The organism is Mesorhizobium sp. Ca11 (genome assembly GCF_020165275.1).
Lineage (GTDB): Bacteria > Pseudomonadota > Alphaproteobacteria > Rhizobiales > Rhizobiaceae > Mesorhizobium.
The window spans coordinates 126,144-143,444 of the sequence record NZ_JAIUHU010000014.1 but is presented as its reverse complement, the minus strand read 5'-3'; the positions used below and the strand labels follow the sequence as shown (position 1 = coordinate 143,444).

The 17,301-nt window shown below is 65.8% G+C and carries 12 protein-coding genes; 4 read left to right on the top strand and 8 right to left on the bottom strand.

The genetic code is table 11. The annotated features are described in order from the left end of the window. Window positions 1-6 precede the first annotated feature (6 nt). From LB538_RS22865 to LB538_RS22840, 6 genes are all read right to left on the bottom strand, one after another. Window positions 7-915: a Ku protein gene (locus LB538_RS22865; protein WP_095768347.1), complete on the bottom strand. Its 909-nt coding sequence runs from the start codon at window positions 913-915 to the stop codon at window positions 7-9. A 274-nt stretch (window positions 916-1,189) separates the two neighbouring features. After that, window positions 1,190-3,682, bottom strand: coding sequence for a DNA ligase D (gene ligD, locus LB538_RS22860; protein WP_224529413.1), 2,493 nt, complete (start codon window positions 3,680-3,682; stop codon window positions 1,190-1,192). 153 nt (window positions 3,683-3,835) lie between these two features. Next, window positions 3,836-4,060 (bottom strand): hypothetical protein, encoded by a 225-nt coding sequence (locus LB538_RS22855; protein WP_224529417.1) that lies wholly within the window; start codon window positions 4,058-4,060, stop codon window positions 3,836-3,838. Window positions 4,061-4,155: 95 nt separating this feature from the next. Next, a complete protein-coding gene (locus tag LB538_RS22850) occupies window positions 4,156-5,376 on the bottom strand; it encodes a GNAT family N-acetyltransferase (protein WP_224529421.1) in 1,221 nt (406 codons plus the stop codon). 9 nt (window positions 5,377-5,385) lie between these two features. Next, a complete protein-coding gene (locus LB538_RS22845) occupies window positions 5,386-6,693 on the bottom strand; it encodes a hypothetical protein (protein ID WP_224529425.1) in 1,308 nt (435 codons plus the stop codon). Next, window positions 6,690-7,874 (bottom strand): glycosyltransferase family 4 protein, encoded by a 1,185-nt coding sequence (locus LB538_RS22840; RefSeq protein WP_224529428.1) that lies wholly within the window; start codon window positions 7,872-7,874, stop codon window positions 6,690-6,692. Before LB538_RS22840 ends, LB538_RS22845 begins: the two co-directional genes overlap by 4 nt. Window positions 7,875-8,228: 354 nt before the next feature. On the opposite strand from LB538_RS22840, the gene LB538_RS22835 reads away from it, so the two are divergent. After that, entirely contained in the window at window positions 8,229-9,416 is a 1,188-nt protein-coding gene (locus tag LB538_RS22835) for a DUF1972 domain-containing protein (RefSeq protein ID WP_224529430.1), read from the top strand. After that, window positions 9,413-10,684 (top strand): glycoside hydrolase family 5 protein, encoded by a 1,272-nt coding sequence (locus tag LB538_RS22830; protein WP_224529433.1) that lies wholly within the window; start codon window positions 9,413-9,415, stop codon window positions 10,682-10,684. Before LB538_RS22835 ends, LB538_RS22830 begins: the two co-directional genes overlap by 4 nt. Before the next feature lie 76 nt (window positions 10,685-10,760). Here LB538_RS22830 and LB538_RS22825 read toward each other — a convergent pair whose 3' ends face one another. Both LB538_RS22825 and LB538_RS22820 read right to left on the bottom strand, forming a co-directional pair. Beyond that, on the bottom strand, window positions 10,761-12,080 hold the full coding sequence (locus LB538_RS22825) for a VpsF family polysaccharide biosynthesis protein (RefSeq protein ID WP_411909050.1): 1,320 nt from the start codon (window positions 12,078-12,080) through the stop codon (window positions 10,761-10,763). 1 nt (window position 12,081) lies between these two features. Further along, on the bottom strand, window positions 12,082-14,175 hold the full coding sequence (locus LB538_RS22820; protein WP_224529435.1) for a GumC family protein: 2,094 nt from the start codon (window positions 14,173-14,175) through the stop codon (window positions 12,082-12,084). 239 nt (window positions 14,176-14,414) lie between these two features. Between LB538_RS22820 and LB538_RS22815 the strand changes: the two genes are divergently transcribed. After that, window positions 14,415-15,947 carry a formyl transferase gene (locus LB538_RS22815; protein ID WP_224529437.1) on the top strand — a complete coding sequence of 511 codons (1,533 nt, stop codon included), beginning with the start codon at window positions 14,415-14,417 and terminating at the stop codon, window positions 15,945-15,947. Then, a complete protein-coding gene (locus LB538_RS22810; protein ID WP_224529439.1) occupies window positions 15,944-17,206 on the top strand; it encodes an FAD-dependent oxidoreductase in 1,263 nt (420 codons plus the stop codon). Before LB538_RS22815 ends, LB538_RS22810 begins: the two co-directional genes overlap by 4 nt. Window positions 17,207-17,301 lie beyond the last annotated feature (95 nt).

The window sequence follows — 17,301 nt, the reverse complement described above, 5'->3', positions numbered from 1 at the left end:
TTCCCGTCACTTCTTGCTCTTGCCGACGGCCTTCAACAGGTTCGCCTTCAGCGGGTTCTCAGGCGCACCGCCGGCGGCCGCCTTCTTGGACGGCTTCGCCGGCGCTTCCTCGGCCTTGCTCTTCGACTTGGCCGGGGGTTTCGCCTGCTGCGACAGGCTCGCCTTCAGCGCATCCATCAGGTTGATAACATTGCCGCGCTCGGGCGCAGCCGCGATGATCGGCTTGTGGCCCTTCAGCTTCTCGCGGATCATGGCCATCAGCGCCACCTCGTAGCGATCCTCGTAGTTCTTCGGATCGAAGTGGGTTTCCTTCTGCTTTATCAACGCCTGGGCCAGCTCGAGCATTTCCGGATCCGGCTTGCCGGCCGGAATGTTGCCGAAATATTCAGCCGTGCCGCGCACTTCGTTGGGGTTTCTCAAGGTGCAGACGAACATGCCGTTCTCGCGCGGTCCGATCGTCACCACGCGCTCGCGGCTGGAGAGCACCAGGCGGGCGATCGCCAGCTTGCCGGACTTGCGCATCGCCTCGCGCAGCACCGCGAAGGTTTCCTCCGCCATGGCGCCGTCGGGCGCGAGATAATAGGGCGCGTCCTGGTAGATGACGTCGACCTCGTCCTCGTCGACGAAGGCCTCGATGTTCATCGTGTGGTTGGATTCGATCCGGACCGCATCGAGGTCGGCATCATCGATGATGATGTACTGCTTGTCCTCGTACTCGTAACCGCGCACCAGATCCGAACGCTCGACAAGGCCAAGCTCGGGATCGACCGGTTTCATGTTGATGCGGTTGTGCGTCTTCTTGTGCAGCTGATTGAACGAAATGCGCTCGCTCGCGCTGGTGGCCGGGTAAAGCCGGACCGGACAGCTGACGAGGCTGAGCTTGAGGTAACCTTTCCAACTTGCCCTGGGCGCCATGATGAACTCCTACGCGGCCATGCACTGACACTATGTTGGAGCATGGTCTTGTCCAAAACCGGTTCCGGCCTTTTTAGGACCATGCTCTTTGCAGCGCTTCGTCCGTAGGACGATCAGCGCCGTGGAAATCCTACACCGACCCCTGATTGTACTGCCGAATTCCTGACGAAGTGTTTTCTGGGGCGGTTGGCGCGGAGAATAGTTCAAATTGTAGCAAGCGTCGATGGACACGGCGTCGCCCTTTTCCTCTCCCCCGCGATGTTGGGGCGAGGAACTAGCGCTCAAACACGGGCAAATCCCGCGCCGCCTCGTCGATCTCCGCCCAGGGATCACCAGATGTCTCCAACAGCCCCGGCAGCGAGGCGTAATTCAGGTCCTCCGGCGCGTCGATCGTCTCCAGGTCGGTCCAGCTCACCGGCGTCGAGGCCGGCAGATTGGTGCGGGCGCGCAGCGAATAGGGCGCGGCGGAGGTGTGACCGCGGGCGTTGCGGTGGAAGTCGATGAAGATGCGCTTCTTGCGGTTTTCCTTGCCCATCGTGGTGGTGAAGGTGTCGGGCGCGCTTGCCGCCAGCAAAGTCGAAATCGCGCTCGAAATTTGATGCAGCTTCTTCCAGTTCTGCTTTCGGGTCACAGGCACGGTGATGTGGATGCCCTTGCCGCCCGAGGTTTTGGCGAACGGCACCAGTCCCAGGCTCTCCAGCCCGCCCTTGATGTGGACCGCGGCCTCAACCACCTCGCGCCAGGAAATCCCTTCGCCCGGGTCGAGATCCAAGACGATCTGGTCGGGCTTGTCGAGTTTTGACCGGTGCGTGCCCCAGGTATGGAATTCCACCACGCCGAATTGCGCCAGCGCCAGATAGCCCTTGGCGTCCTCGACCGAGAGATATGTTTTTGTCTCGCCTTCCGAATTGATCGACTCGAACACGGCAACCGAAGGCGGCATGCCGGTGAAGGCGTGGCGCTGGAAGAAGCAGTCCTGCGGCCTGCCGGTCGGGCAGCGCACCAGTGACACCGGTCGGCCGATGATATGCGGCAGCATGAAATCGCCGACCAGCGCGTAATACACCGCGATGTCGAGTTTTGTTGGCCCGGTCCTGCCGAACAGCCGCCGCTCCGGATTGGTGACCCAGATGGTGGCGAGGTCGGATTCGGCGATCAGCCGTTTGCGCTTGACCGGCACCGGAGTGGTCAGCCCGCCGATATCGCGCAACCCGCGGAAGACGCCGTGCCGGATCGCGTTGTCGGTGGTGCGGTTCGAATAGCGGACGCGTGCCGACAGCAGCGGCTTCACCCAATGCATCTCGCGCATGATTTCACGCGGCACGCCTTCGGGCGGGGTCGCGCCGGCGGTCAGCCGCTCCAGACGGGCGAGCAGGTCCGTCGCCATGTCTGCGTCGAAACCGGTGCCGACCTTGCCGCGATAGTGCAGTTCACCGTTTTCGAACTCAGCCATGCCGAGCGCCGCCAGCCCTTCCGCCTGGTCGGAGACGGTATAGCCGGCGATGACGAAATCGTCCGTCTTCTGCGCCTTGGCCTTGGTCCAGTTCTTGGTGCGGCCGCTCTGGTAGATTGCGTCGGCGCGCTTGGAGACGACACCTTCCAGCCCAAGGTCCGAAGCCTGATCGTACAGGCCCTGGCCGTCGCCCTCGACATGATCGCTGTACTGGATGGCGGAATTGGCGGGCTGACCGGCGAGCAGCTCGGCGAGCAGGGCTTTGCGCTTCTGCAGCGGCACCTTGCGCAGATCCCAGCCGTCGAGATGGAGCAGGTCGAAGGCGTAGAAATGCAATTTGGAGCCGGCGCCCTCGGCCAGCGCGTCCTGCAGCAGCGCGAAGCGCGAGATGCCCTTGTCGTCGAGCACCATGATCTCGCCGTCGATGATCGCTTGGGCGATCGGCAGCCGCGAAAAGGCCTGCGGCAGATCGCCATAGCGTTTCGTCCAGTCGATGCCGCCGCGGGTGATCAACCGCACCTCGCCGCCCACGACATGCGCCATGGTACGGTAGCCGTCGAACTTTATCTCATGCAACCAGAGCTCGCCCGTGTCCTCGGCAACGCTCGTGCCGCCCGGCGGCTTCGGCACCTGGCTGGCGAGTTGCGGCTCGACGCGGGCGGGTGGCTCAGCCCTAATTGCGCCGGGCAGCACGCCCGGTTTGAGCGAGCCGGCTTTCGGCGGCAGGCGCTCGCGCTTCCTCGGCGGCGCCGCCAGTTCCTCGATGCGGCGGCCGGTCTTCACGCTTTCCGGGCGCGCATCGAGAATGTCGAGCTTTGTATCGGAGGCGAGGTCGCGCTCTTTGAAGAGCAGCCAGTTCTTCTTGTTCTCATCCTCGCCCGGCTTCGGCTTCAGCCGGGTCAGCATCCAGCCGCCGTTGAGTTTTTGCCCGGCCAGCCGGAACTTGAACGCGCCGGTCCTGAGGCTTTTCTCGACATCCTCCATCGGCGCCCAGGTACCGGTGTCCCAAACGATCATCGGCCCGCCGCCATATTCGCCCTCGGGGATGACGCCCTCGAAATCGATATATTCGATCGGATGGTCCTCGGTCTCGACGGCGAGGCGCTTGTCGGCCGGATTGAGCGAGGGCCCGCGCGGCACCGCCCAGCTTTTGAGCACGCCGCCGACTTCCAGGCGCAGATCGTAATGGTCGGCGGTGGCGTGGTGCTTGTGAACGACAAAGCGGTTGCCGGCACCGGCGGACAGGGTGCCTGCCGGTTCGGGGGTGCGGGAGAATTCGCGCTTCGCGCGGTAGGGTTTGAGATTGGCGGGCATGAGTCAGGTTGCTGTAGCGGCAAGCTCACCTTGCCGACGTCGCGTTCCGTCACACCCCCCTCTGTCCTGCCGGACAGATGTCCGGCAGGACAGAGGGGGGTGCTGTCCCGCCAGCATCTCAGATTTCCCAGCGCGCTGCGAGAGGCGCCACCCTCAATCGTCTACAGCCGGCGTCAGTTCCAGCTCGGCGGGCGAAAGCCCTTGTTGCAACTGGCTCAGCCGGAACTCGTCGACCCAGTAGGCCTCGCCGTCGACCAGCACGCGGGCGCTGTAGGAGCCGCCGGAGAAGCGCTGCGCGGTGACATAGACCTTGTGGCGCTCAAGCGCGGTCTTCACCGCGGCGCGGCGGGACTTTTCTCTGGCAACGGGACTGGCCATGGCCTCACTCGAGCACGCTGCCGCTCCGATAGCGGCTGCCCATAAGGATGGCGGAGAGCGGGATGTGAGTCAATTTGCCGGTGAAGGCGGCCCATTCACCGCCCCGCACGCAGCCGCCGCCAGCGCTGCATCGCCTCCTGCGCGACCTTGAACAGGCGCGGGTTGGCGCGCACGAAAGCCACGCCCCAGCCACGGTATTTGATGGCCTCGCTCGCCGCCATGCCCTTCGGCGTGATGCCGTAGCAAAGTTCGGACAGAACCGACTTCACTGCGCCCATATGTTCCTTGTAGCTCTGGTTGCCGACCGACAGGTCGAAATAGTCGAACCCCTGCCCGCGCCCCCATCTGATCAGCTCGCCCATGATGCAAAGTCCCGGCGAGACATTGGGAACCGCACCCTGGTCGATCGCGACCAGCAGCGCGTGCAGGGTGCCCAGATGGACCGCCAGATATTGGACCGCGACCGTCACGTCGCCAGCGCGCAGGCCAAAGATCCGCACCGAACCGTCGGTCAGGCCGCGATGCGCGGCCTTGCGGTAGAAATCGACGACCGGCGGCTGCGCCAGCAGATCGAAGCGGCCGAGCTCGCGAAAACGGCTAAGCCGCATCTCGACCAGCTTGTCGAAGGTGGAATCCACCAGGGTTGGCGTGTCGGCCTCGACCAGGGCCAGGCCGCCATTGCGATCGAGCCGGCGCAGGTCCTTGTTGAGCGCCTTGACGAAGGACGGGCGACAGATGCGCTTGACGACGGTTTCGGCGTCGCCATCCATGGCGATGCCGTAGTGGGAATGTATGGAATCGCGCGCCGGAGAAAGCAGCGCCAGGGGATTGGCGATGCCGCCGATCTGCTTCGGGATACCGACGATGTGGATGCGGTCGGCCGGCGGCAGTACGGAAAGCACCGCCGCCCATGCGGCCTCGGCGGATTGCCTGGTCCAGGGCGTCGCGTCGGCGAGCAACGGCGCGGAATAATCGCACACCCCGCAGCTCAGCCACTCGATCACCCAATGCTGGAATGCACGGCGCCGCATCAACGGCACCAGCATTCTCAGCTCGCCCGTGGCGGCGTCCCTCACCTCGACGATGGCGAGATCGGCTTTTGGCGGCACAAGCCCTTCGACGATCCCTTCGGCCCAGGCGAAATGCTGATGGCCGGTGCACACGCCCTCTGTCTCGAGACGCAGCCAGAGCGGTTTGACCGCTTCGAGGCTGGTGTGCAGCTGCGCCACATAAGCGCCGCCGGTGGCGTGCACTGCAGCCTCATCACCGGCCAAGCCGGTCGTCATCGCGGCCATCGGCATTGCCTGGCTTGCCACATCATTCTCCTATCGTCTCTGCACTGCCAGCGTGGCCGCACGGCGCCAGGCGCCGAACACGCTGGGGCGGTGCTCGTTCGGGTGCTTGGCGTTCCACATACGGTGAGCAGCGAAATACCAGGAGGCCACAAGCACGAAGATCTCGGAGACCGCGGCGCCGGCCAGCGACCATGTCGACGGGGCGACGGCCAACAGAATCCCGATCGCCGCCAGCCCGATAATCGCGCCGGCCATGGTGATGAAGGCGACGATGCGGAAATCGCCAAGAATCTCGAGGACCACGCGCGGCATGATATAGGCCATGATCGGCACGAAGTTGGCGATGGCGAAAAGCCCGATCAACCCGACCGAGGCATGCTGCAGCGCCTGGGATTTGATCATCGGCAAGATGAACAGGATGCCGCAACCATAGGCCAGGCTGCCGAGCCCCATGACAAGCGCCCATATCTTGGCCTGCGTCCATACGCGGTCGAACTCCTTGTTGCGCACCAGCTTTGCGAGTTCCGGCTGGGTCATGTTGGAGAAGGCAAGGCTGGAGATGCGCAGCGGAGCAAACAGCACCAGCACCGCCGCCAGCGGCGCATAGGCCGCGGGTCCGGCGATGCCGGCGACCAGCAGGGCCAGGCATTGCCCCTGGATGTTGGTGGTTGTGGCGCTGAACCCCGACCAGCGAAGCTGCGGCCAGAGCTTTGCGTAGCGCCGCAAGGTCGGCGCACGAAAGGAGATACGCAGCCTGCGACGCGCCAGTCTCACCAGCACGGCGATGCCGACCACATTGGCCACGGCAAGCGCGTAGAACGTGACCTGAAGCGCGTCCGCGAAGAACCAGATCGCCGCTCCTGCTAGTACTATGCCCGCAATCGTGAATGCGGCGTCGCTGACGGAGACGACGAGCTGCATGCGGCGCGCGAAGAAGGCGGTGCGCATATGGCTGCGCAGCGACCAGGCCCCGACGAAGCAGGCGGCGCCGATGCCGCTCGGGTCGCCCAGGAGGCGCATCAGCAGCCCGGTGCCCAATCCCATCAGCAGCGCCACCACAAGCGCCGCCGATCCGAAGGTCACGTCGTAGGCGTCGACGCCGGCGCTGTTGGCGCTTTTGCTCATCCATATGGTGGCGGGAACGGCGGTGAGCGAACGGATATAGGACAAGCCGACGCCGCCCATCACCATGGCCAGCGCGAAGAGCCCGTAACCTTCGGCCGACAAAAGATGCAGCAGCGCGATGTTCAGGGCGAAATGGAAACCGCTCTGCATCGCCTCGCCGCCGATCATCAACATGAGGCGCCGCACCAGATGGGCCGGGAAGGTAAACTTCACGGGCTCGTCTCCGCCTCGCGGGCGACACGCGCCCGCCCCTGCCGCGGCGGCGTCGCCTTCAGCTTGTCGGCCACGATCGCCACGATCGCGGCGGCGGCGATCGGCTCGCTGAAGAGCGCCTCGTAGCGCGCGCGACCGGCGGCGGCGAAGCCGCGCCACAGATCCGGCCGCAGGATGATCTCGCCGAGCTTGCCGGCGAGGGCGGCCGCGTCGCCCGGCGGAACATGCCAGCCGGTCTCGCCGTCGGCCACCACTTCCACCAGTCCGCCGATCGCCGAGACCAGCGGCGGCCGTCCCCAGCCCATCGCCTCGATGGCCACGCGGCCGAGCGATTCCGGGCGGCGCGACGGCACCGCGACGATGTCGGCCCAGCGATAATGGTTAGTTGGGTCGGAGACGAAAGGCAGCACCTCGACATGCCCTGTCAGGCCCATGCGCCCAACCAGCTCGGCCAATGCCTGCTCGCGCTCGACGCTTTCGAAGGCGCCACCGACGAGGCGGACCTCGACACGGTCGCGCAACTCGGCGGGGAGCGAGGCGACGGCTTCGAGCAGCACCTCCTGCCCCTTTATGCGGTTGACGCGGCCAAGCAGCAGGACCTTGAGCGGCCGGTTGCCGTCATAAGTCATCGGCAGTGCCGCGGCGGGACCGGCAACGCCGTTATAGACGACATGCGTGCGCCGCCCCTTGGCATCGAGGGCCGGCGGATCGCCGAAGGTGGCGCGCGTTGCGCGCGAGTTGAAGATGAGATCCGCCTTGCTCCAGCGCATCAGCGCGACAAGCACCTTGCGCAGGATGCCCTCGGGAATCTCGTGGATGTGCAGCAGCGCATTGCGCGGCAGGAGACGCGCGGCCAGCGCGTAGTCGGCGATGATCGAGGTGTTGATATAGGTCAGGTCGCTGCCCCGCATGCGCCGCCAGGCCCGCCAGAGCGCCGCCGGCAACCGCGCCATCTCGGCGGTGGCGAGCTTGAGCATCGCCTGGCGCCTGAGCACCCAGAGCGGCTCGAATACGATGCGGCTGGCATGCGGCTTGAGGATATCGACAATCGGTCCCTCGCGCGGCAGCACGACCTCGATCTCGGCGGCCGGAAACGCGGCGCGCAGCGCAGCCACGCTCTCCGCGAAGCTGCGGTCCGAACCATAGAGCTCGTAGCCCTGATGAACGCAGGCTATGCGCATTGCTATCTTTCCACCTTGCACCCCGAGTCCGCTCAGCACCGGACCTTTCAAGCGCGGAAGGAACTTCATGCCAAATCCGCACGCCGCTCTACCCGGCGATGGCCACTGCAGGCCGGGAGCAAGGATCATGCCGGGTCTCGAATGTCCGGCCGCGACCCACGAACCCCAGCCGTGCCCCATATCGATACAGATACGTCGCGAAAGTTGACCGATGATGAAGCAAGCCATGTAGCTTGAAGAGAAATTTTACACCTTCATGTGAATATTCGCCCTGGGGGTACCCTGGCACGGAAGTTGCTGGGCGTGTCATTGCCGTAACAACAACTATGACCGGACCCTGGGGATTCCTTTATTTTGAAACCGGAACGACCTTCCACCCTGATCGAAAAGCCTTCGATCCTGATCCTGGGGACGCGCGGCATTCCGGCTTCTCACGGCGGCTTCGAGACTTTCGCTGAGCGCCTGGCGCTTTTCCTGGCCGGACGCGGCTGGAAGGTCGGCGTCTACTGCCAGAAGGAGGTCGAGCGCGTAGGGCAAAGGGTGACGAGCGAGACCTGGCGCGGCATCGAGCTCATCACCATCGAGGTCGCCTCCAAGGGTCCCCGCGCGACACTGGAATTCGATTGGCAATGCGTGCTCGACGCCGCCAGGCGGCCGGGCGTGTGCCTGGTGCTCGGCTACAATGGCGCGGTGTTCCTGACCTGGCTCAGGCTCATGCGGCGCAAGATCTTCACCAATATGGACGGCATCGAGTGGCGGCGGCCGAAATGGGGCCCGGCGGCGCGCAGTTGGTTCTGGCTCAACGAATGGATCGGCGCCTGGGTCTCGCATCGGCTCATCGCCGACCACCCGGCAATTGCCGACCATCTCGCAACAAGGCGGCCGCGTGGCGCCATCGCCACGATCGCCTATGGCGCGGACCCGGTGACCTCAGCGCCGGAAGAACCCGTTCGCGCGCTCGGGCTCGAACCCGGTAAATACCTGATCTCGATCGCGCGGGTCGAACCCGACAACAACATCCTGCCGATCATCGAAGCCTTCCGCAGCCGCGATCGCGGCGACATGAAGCTGGTGGTGCTCGGCACGCTCAACGACGACATTCCCTACCACCGCGCCGTGCGCGCGGCGGCAGGCAGCACGGTGATCATGCCCGGCGCGATCTACGATCAGGCGACAGTGAAGGCGCTGCGCTACCACGCGCGCTCCTATATGCACGGCCACACCGTGGGCGGCACCAACCCCTCGCTGGTCGAGGCGCTTGCCGCCGGCAACATGGTGATCGCGCATGATAACCGCTACAATCGCTGGGTCGCCGGCGAGGCGGCGATTTACTTCAGTGATACCGACAGCCTGAGCCAGCGGATCGACGAGGCGCTGGCCGACGACGCGCTGGTGGCGCGCTGCAGCAAGGCGGCGCGAACGCGGGCCCGCGAGGCTTTCCGCTGGGAAGACGTGCTCATTGCCTACGAGAAGGAAGCGCTGCGGCAACTCGGCGTCACCACCGCCGCGCCGGCGAAAGCCGACCGCGCCAAGCACGCATGACCGGCTGGTCGCGCCGCCGGCTCCTCGGCGCGGCGCTGGTCGCGGCAATAGCGCCGCTGGCGAGCGCGCTTCCGCCACTGTCATCTCCAGCGCGTGCCGCCGGGGCATGGCCTTTCAGGCGCGGCGTCAATACCTGGCCCTGGTTTGCACTGACGCGCGAATTTCCTGCACCCCGCACCGACTATGACTGGCCGCCTTTCCAGTCGCAGCGGCCGGTGCCGACGCCGGCCGACCTTGCCCGCCTGCGCGCCAGCGGGCTCGACTTCATCCGCCTGCCTGTCGATCCGGGGCCGTTCCTGGCCGCCGACGCGGGCCAGCGCGCCGACCTCATGGCAATGCTGAGCGCGGCGGTCGAGGCAGCGCTCAGCGCCGATCTCGGCGTCATCGTCAATATACAAGCCAACGGCGCCACGCATTACTGGAATCCCGACCGCATGTATTCGAGCACCGCGGCGCCGGAATTCGCGCGCTACCAGGTCTTTGTCGGCGAAGTGGCCGGCATGCTGGACGATATGGCGCCCGGCAGGATAGCGCTGGAGCCGGTCAACGAGCCGCCGCAGGACTGCTCCTCCGGGCTGTGGCCCAAGGTGCAGGCGGCTCTGCTGAGCGCGGCTCGGGTCTCGGCGCGCAACCTGCCGCTGCTCGCCACCGGCGGCTGCGGCTCGATGGTGCGGGGCCTCGCCGCGCTCGATCCGGCGCCGCTGGCGGCCTTCGAGCCGATCCTGTTCACCTTCCACTTCTACGAGCCCTACCTGTTCAGCCATCAAGGCGCGCCGTGGATGCGCGAGCCGGTCTACCGGGCGCTGAACAATGTGCCGTGGCCAGCCTCCGCCGGGACGCTGGAAAGAACGCTGGCCTCTGTTAGGACAAGGATGGCGCAGGATTCCGAGAGGTCCGACGAAGCCAAGAAGGCCGCCTATGCCGAGACAGAGAAGGTGCTAAAGGTCTATTTCGATGCGCAGCCCGACCGCCGCTTCATCGACCGCTACCTCAAGCAGGTGAGTGACTGGGCGCAGACCCATGGCATCGCGCGCGAGCGCATCATCATGGGCGAGTTCGGCGCGTTGCGAACCGATGCACGATACACAGCCGCGCCCAACCCGGACCGCGCCCGCTACATCGGCGATGTCCGGCAGAGCGCCGAGGCATTCGGCTTTCCCTGGGCATTCTGGGACCTGTTCGACGGCTGGGGCATGATGGACGACACCACGCGCGCGCTCGATCCCGCGATGGTCGAGGCGCTCGGGCTGAGGATGCCGCGCGCTTGACTTGCTGAATCATCAAACCGCGCTAAGGGTTTGGTTTCCATCTGGCGGCGAATGCGTAGCGAGACTCGCCGCGTTCCTACGCCTGCGTCCTTTGACGCGCAACAGGCCTTGCCGGTCGATAAAGCGCCAGCGCGATGACCACGAATTTGGTCATCAGCGTCGTCTTGGAGGCGATGCTTTCGGAGGTGTTGAGCAGGATGAGCCAACCCAGCATCGGCAGCCAGATGCCCGAATGGCAGCGGCGCGCGACCTCGTGCATGAACAGCGCGAAGCCGAAGAAGATCAGAAGCGTGAAGAACGCCCCCTGGTAGAGCGTCAGGCGCAGGATCGGGTTCTCGATGCCTTGCTCAAGGCCGGTGATGCGGCGCATGCTGTCGAGCAGGTCGACATCGGGCCCGACGATCAGGTCACGCAATTCCAGATGCCTGAAGAGATCGAACATCTCGACGCGGGCGTTGGCGCTGCCGCTGTCGGAAACGAAACGTTCGAGCAGCGCGTCGAAGAAGCCATAATAGCCGGCAAGCGCGATGGCCAGCGGCAACAGCGCGGCGAGCATGATCGCCAGCGCGGCGCCCAGAAGGTTGACGCGTCCGGTCCTGAGCTGCGCCAGGCCCTGGATCAGCAGATAAACGCCGCTGAGCAGGATCGTCAGCACCATGCCCGAGCGGCCGCCGAAGGCGACCAATGCGCAGAACTGCAGGCCGACAAGCGCCAGCCTGAGCGGCGTCGACAGGGAACGCGAGCCGGACAGCAGCGACAGCACATAGATCGAGGTGACTGTAGCATTGGAGAGCGGGTGCCCTTGCAGCGCGGTGGAGCGCAGATCGTTGACGAACACCGCGCCGTCGAACCTGTAGGGGAACACCAGATGCTTGGTGCCGAACTCGAACAGCGCCAGCAGCGCGTTCGCCGTCATGACCACATGGATGACAAGCTGCAGCCAGGCAAAGGTCTTCTCGTCATCCTCGCTCAGCAGCAGCACGAGCAGCGCCGGGGCGACGAAGGTGTCGATCATGCCGGCCATGCCGGGGCGCTGCCTGAGGATGACGACGAAGAGAAGCACGGTCGAGATCACCGCCATCAGCATCGTGGCCGGCCGCCTGTTGGTGACATGGACCACATAGCCGACCGGATTGCCGAAGATGCAGGAGCGCCAGACGAAGGCGAGCACGAAGAGATAGGTGGACGGGTGGATCTTGCTCAGCGGGCTGCCTTGCAGGCCGTCGTAATTATAGCCTGCGAGCCACAGCATGCCGCCGGAGACGGAAAACAGAAGCAGCACCGCGATAGTCAGGCCAAGACGGGTCAGCGTGTCGACTGGGACAGTGCGCGGGCCCGCCATGCCATAGCCCGAAGCCGAAACAGGCCGGCCGGTACCAGCCAGGATCGAGGCCATGTCAGGCCGCCTCGTCGACCAGCATGGCGCCGGTCGGCAGCCGCCCCATGACGGAGACCGCTTCCGAGGTCGCGGCGACGTCGCGCATCGGCGTCGCATTGAGCCTGGCGACGAGCAGGATCTCGTCGGCCATGGCGACCAGCGGCAGGACGTTGAGGTCGTCCGCCAGCGCGCCGCCGTCGACGACGACGAGCTCGAAGCTGTGATTGGCCTCGGCCAACATGCGATGGGCGAAATAGAGCGCCTGCGCTTCCTGGAACACCGCGGTCGGCCGCCCCCGGCTGACCAGCGCCACGGAACTGCCCGGTGCATAGCGGCTGACCGCGTCGAGTGGATATTCGCCGCGCAGCACGTCGAGCACGCCGGGCTGCGGGTCCTTCTGGCCCTTGCCGGCATTTATGTCGATGAACAGCACGCGGCGCCCCCTGGCCGCCGCCGCGTTGGCGAGCTGCCATGCCACCCTCGACCGCTCAGCCTTATCCTCGGGCGGCGACGCCACCAGGATGGAGGGTACCAACGGCCAGTCCGGCGGGCGCCTGGTGGCGGCGGCGATGCGCTGCAGCGCGAGCCCGGCCACGGCGTCGGTCTTCTGGGCAGCAGCGCCGGAGCGGCGGCGCCCCCTGCCCGGCAGAACGCCCAGCACCGGCGCCTCGATAGCCGACTGCATCTGATTGGCGGACAGCACGGTCGGCGACAGATATTCGGCGATCAGCGCCATGCCGATGCCCAGCGCCAGCCCGCCGAAGATGGCGCCGAAGATAAGCAGCCCCTTCGGCGGCCAGCTCTTCTTCAGCGCCGGCATCGCCTCAGAGATGATGCGGGCATTGGTGCTGTTGACGTTGGTCTGCTCGCGCGTTTCCTGGGCGCGTTGCAGATAATTGGCGTAGACGGTGCGCACGGCATCGAGATCGCGCTGCAGCTCGCGCAGCCTGACCGATGCCTGGTCGGTGTCGAGCGACTTGCCCTTCAGGGACGCCACCTTGGCCTCCAGTTCCTTCTGGTTGGCCAGGGCGCGCTGATAATCCGTCTCGGCGGCGGCGACGAGGCGGCCAAGCTCGCGCGAAATCAGCTTGCGCAAGTCGCTCAATTGCTGCTGCGCCGAGATCATCGAAGGGTGGCGCGGCCCGAGCGCGGTGCCGAACTGCGAGATCTGATCGACGAGCGTCGCCTCTTGCGCCCTGAGACTGGCGATGACCGGCGAGCGCATCGCCTCCGACGTTGCATCCGGCGCGCTGCCTTGGCGGCGCAGCTGGTCGACCTGCGCCTTGAGCTGCGCCGTGCGGGTCTGGGCGGCGGTCAGTTGCGTGTTGAGATCGGTCAGTTCCTGATCGCTCACCAGGTTGCCGCCCGCCATTACCATGTTGTGCTCGGCCTTGTAGGTCTCGACGGCGTTGGCAGCCTGCTCGACGCGCTTGCGCTGGTCTTCCAGCCGGGCGCTGATCGCGTCGGAGGCGTCGGCCGCGGCCTTCGAGCGCGCTTCGGCCTGGTCGTCGAGATAGGCCTGCGCGATGGCGTTGGCGAGTTCGGCCGCCAGGTCGGCGCTCTTGGCCGTGATGATGATGTTGAGCACCAGCACCTTGTCGTCGCGCTTCACCGCCAGGCGGCGGCGCAGCGCGTCGAGCGTTTCAGCTGTCCTGTCGCCGTCGCCCGAGCCGAAGAACATGCCCAGCCAGCCGCCGAGCCCGCCCTGCCCGTTGAAGTCCGGGTTCTCGGTCAGGTTGGTCGCCTTGATGGCGCGCAGCAGGACGCCGTTCGATTGCGCCACGCTCACTTGGCTTTCGACCTGAGTGATGCCGCCATCGGGCGAGATGCGGCTGGGATTGACATCGTTGGTGACGACCTGGAGGTCTTGCGGATCGATGATGATCTGCGCCGTCGAGGAATAGAGCGCCGGTGTCAGGAAGGCGTAGATCAGCGTCGCGATAGTGAGCAACGCGACGGTGGCGAAGATCAGCTTGCGGCGGCGCAGCAGGATGCGGCCGAGATCGCCAAGCTCGACCGTGGCGGGCGCGGGCGCAGGCGCGTGATAGGCCGGCGCCGGCGCGATCGCCTCCGGAGCGTTCTGCTGAGGCACCATGAGCAGGGGTGATTGCAAAGGTCGCTCCGAGAACGCTCCATCGGCCGGCAAACGAGAAATGCGGCGTTGGTCTAGCTATTCCCGGCAACGATTAAAACACTGTTAATTATGTTCATAAATTGAGGCCGCTCTGGCACGAAGTTTGCACCAACGCAGTAGAATCTAAGTGCAGCCTAAATTGGAGACATCGTGCGCATGCGGCGGGAATTTGATCTGGCCAGCCGGGTCGGCGGCACCGGATATGCCCGGGGCTGGCGATGCGCCTGACCCTGCGCCTCGACGGCGATTGCGTGCGTGCTTTTCATGTGGCGCTGGCCGAGCGGTTGTCGCTGCTGCCCGGCGTGGAGCTTGCGGTCGACGGCCGTCCGGCGGCGGGCGGCGTGCCGCGCGAAGCCGAAGCGCTGTTCCAGCTTGAGACGCTGATCCATCGCCTGCCCGCCAATGGGACGGCCAGGCGTGTGCCGCTTTCGGCACTGGCCGGCCATGCGAGAGCGTCCGCGCCGGCCGACCTCACTATCGATCTCATCGGCGACGTCGAGCCGCAGGGCAGACGGGTCTGGCGGCTCGCCTATGACGGTGTCTGCGGCGAGCAGACCCTCCTGGCGCTGATCCTTGCCGGCCGCACGCCGCTGGCCCGCCTGGAACAGAACGGCGCGACAGTCGCCGAGGGACGGCTCGGCACCGAATATCACGGCATCGCGCTGGCTTCCTTCCAGGACATGCTGGCGCGCAGCGCCAGCCTGATCGTCGCGGCGGTCAACGGCGCCGCCCGCTCATCGCTCCCGGTGCTGCCCGAACCGCCATCCGAGACGGCGCCGCCAGCCATGCCGTCGGCCACGAAGCTCGGTGTGCGTGCGGCCAAGGCGACGGCACGCCGCATCGTCCAGCAGATCTACCATCTGTGCTACAACGCCCCGCATTGGCGGGTCGGCTGGCGCGAGACCGGCGGCAAGGATCTCTACGAGCTGCGCGCCCATCCGCAATCCGGCTGGCGCGATTTGCCGGACGACGGCAGCCGCTTCTACGCCGACCCGTTCCCGGTGCTTTACCGCGGCCAGGTGACGCTGTTCGTCGAGGACTACATCCACGGCACCGGGAAGGCGATCCTGTCGGCAGTGGCGTTTGGCCCGTCCGGCCCAGTCGGCACTCCGAAGCCGGTTCTGGAGCTGCCCTACCACCTCTCCTACCCCTTCGTGTTCGAGCGCGACGGCGAGATGTGGATGGTGCCGGAAAGCTCCGCCAACCGGACCGTCGACCTCTACCGCGCCACCGCCTTCCCGGGCGGCTGGGTCAAGGAAGCGACGCTCCTGTCAGACATCATCGCCAGCGACGCCACGCTTGTCGAGCATGGCGGGCGCTGGTGGATGTTCGCTACCGTACGCGACGGCGGCGGCGCCTTCTCGGACCAGCTGCATCTGTGGTCGGCGCCGGATTTCCGCGGGCCGTGGACGCCGCACCCCAAGAACCCCGTTATGATCGACATCGCCTCGGCGCGGCCGGCGGGCCGCATGGTCAGCCGCGGCGGCCAACTCCTTCGCCCGGTGCAGGACTGCCGCAGGAGCTATGGCGCCGCGCTCGGCATAGCGCGCGTCACTCAGCTTGACGAGAGCGGCTTTGGGCAGGTCGTCGAAACGATCCTCAACCCCGGTGCCGGCTGGGCCGGCCGCAAGCTGCACACGCTCAACGAGGCAGGCGGGCTGGAATTCATAGATGGTTCGGCAATGGCGCCGCGCTGGAAACAGATCCAACGGCGCGACGTCATGCCTGCGGGCCGTGGAGACTACAAATGAGCATCATAGAGGACCGCACAGCGCCCGCCGTGCCGGCCGACCGGACCGAAGTCGAAGTGGCGATCGTCGGCGCGGGGCTCGCCGGAACCGTGCTGGCGCTGTCGCTCGCCAAGGCGGGCCGCAAGATCGCACTGGTCGATCCGCATCGTATCCACCATGACGAATTCCGGGCCGAGAAAACCCGGGCGGAGCAGATGGGACTGTTCGAGAAACTCGGCCTCGGCCCGGTTTTCAGGTCTCTCGTCACCCCGATGACAGACGTCCATGTCTTCCGCTTCGGCCAGCTGTTCGAACGCAAGCAAAGCTGGGAGTACGCCTTTTCCTACACGCCGCTGGTCAACGGCCTGCGCGCGGCGCTGCCTCCGCAAGTGCCGCTGACGATCGGCAAGGTGGCGGAGGTCTCGACGGGACCGGACCGGCAGCGGCTGGTGCTCACCGACGGCTCCGTGATCGATGCCCGACTACTGGTCGTGGCCACCGGCTATAGCGAGGCGGTGCGGCGCGCGATCGGCGTCGAGCGCGTCGAGGAATCGAAGGCGCATTCGCTGACGTTGGGGTTCGATCTCGCGGTGACGCCGCAGGAATTCGGCTTGTCGTCCCTCACCTTCTACGGAAGGCGGATCGCCGATCGCATTGCCTTTCTTACCATCTTCCGGATCGGCGAGCGGATGCGCGCGAACATGTTCGTCTACCGGACCGTCGCCGATCCGTGGGTGCGGTCGTTCCGTGAGGATCCGCAAAGGATGCTCCTGGAGTTGATGCCGGAGATCGCGGCTCGATGCGGCAACTTCGCCGTCGCCAGCGAGGTCGAGGTGAGGCAGGTCGGCCTGACAACGACGCAGGGCCATCGGCGCGACGGTGTCGTCTTCATCGGCGATGCGTTCGCCACGACCTGCCCGGCGCAAGGCGACGGCATCCACCGGGTACTGACCGATGTCTATTGCCTCAGTTCGACGCATATCCCCGCCTGGCTCGAGACGCCCGGCATGGCGGCCGACAAGATCTGCGCCTTCTACGACGATCCTGCCAAGATCGCCGCCGACGCCAGGGCCATGCGCGCCAGCATCTATGCAAAGCGGATAACCACCGAGACGGGGCTTGAATGGCGGCTGCGCCGCCTGCGCAACAACACCGCGCGGCGCTTGATGATCTTTGCCCGTCGATTCCGCGAGGCGGGAAAATCGGGTGACGCCGGACCTGGCCCAGAGGGAACTGCTTTCGACCAAACCGGCAAGGCACCGGCCGGCCTGGGAACATGATCGTGAGCGATCTTACCAATCCGTAAGTCGCGGTCCTTGGCAAAGCCGGTTTAGATCGTGGCGAGCAGTGTCTCCTGCTCGGCGGGACAGCACGC

Coding starts and splice junctions, on each gene's coding strand:
- ligD (WP_224529413.1), bottom strand. CDS start 3,682: ATGCCCGCCAATCTCAAACCCTACCGCGCGAAGCGCGAATTCTCCCGC.
- LB538_RS22810 (WP_224529439.1), top strand. CDS start 15,944: ATGAGCATCATAGAGGACCGCACAGCGCCCGCCGTGCCGGCCGACCGG.
- LB538_RS22830 (WP_224529433.1), top strand. CDS start 9,413: ATGACCGGCTGGTCGCGCCGCCGGCTCCTCGGCGCGGCGCTGGTCGCG.
- LB538_RS22840 (WP_224529428.1), bottom strand. CDS start 7,874: ATGCGCATAGCCTGCGTTCATCAGGGCTACGAGCTCTATGGTTCGGAC.
- LB538_RS22855 (WP_224529417.1), bottom strand. CDS start 4,060: ATGGCCAGTCCCGTTGCCAGAGAAAAGTCCCGCCGCGCCGCGGTGAAG.
- LB538_RS22865 (WP_095768347.1), bottom strand. CDS start 915: ATGGCGCCCAGGGCAAGTTGGAAAGGTTACCTCAAGCTCAGCCTCGTC.
- LB538_RS22825 (WP_411909050.1), bottom strand. CDS start 12,080: ATGGCCTCGATCCTGGCTGGTACCGGCCGGCCTGTTTCGGCTTCGGGC.
- LB538_RS22815 (WP_224529437.1), top strand. CDS start 14,415: ATGCGCCTGACCCTGCGCCTCGACGGCGATTGCGTGCGTGCTTTTCAT.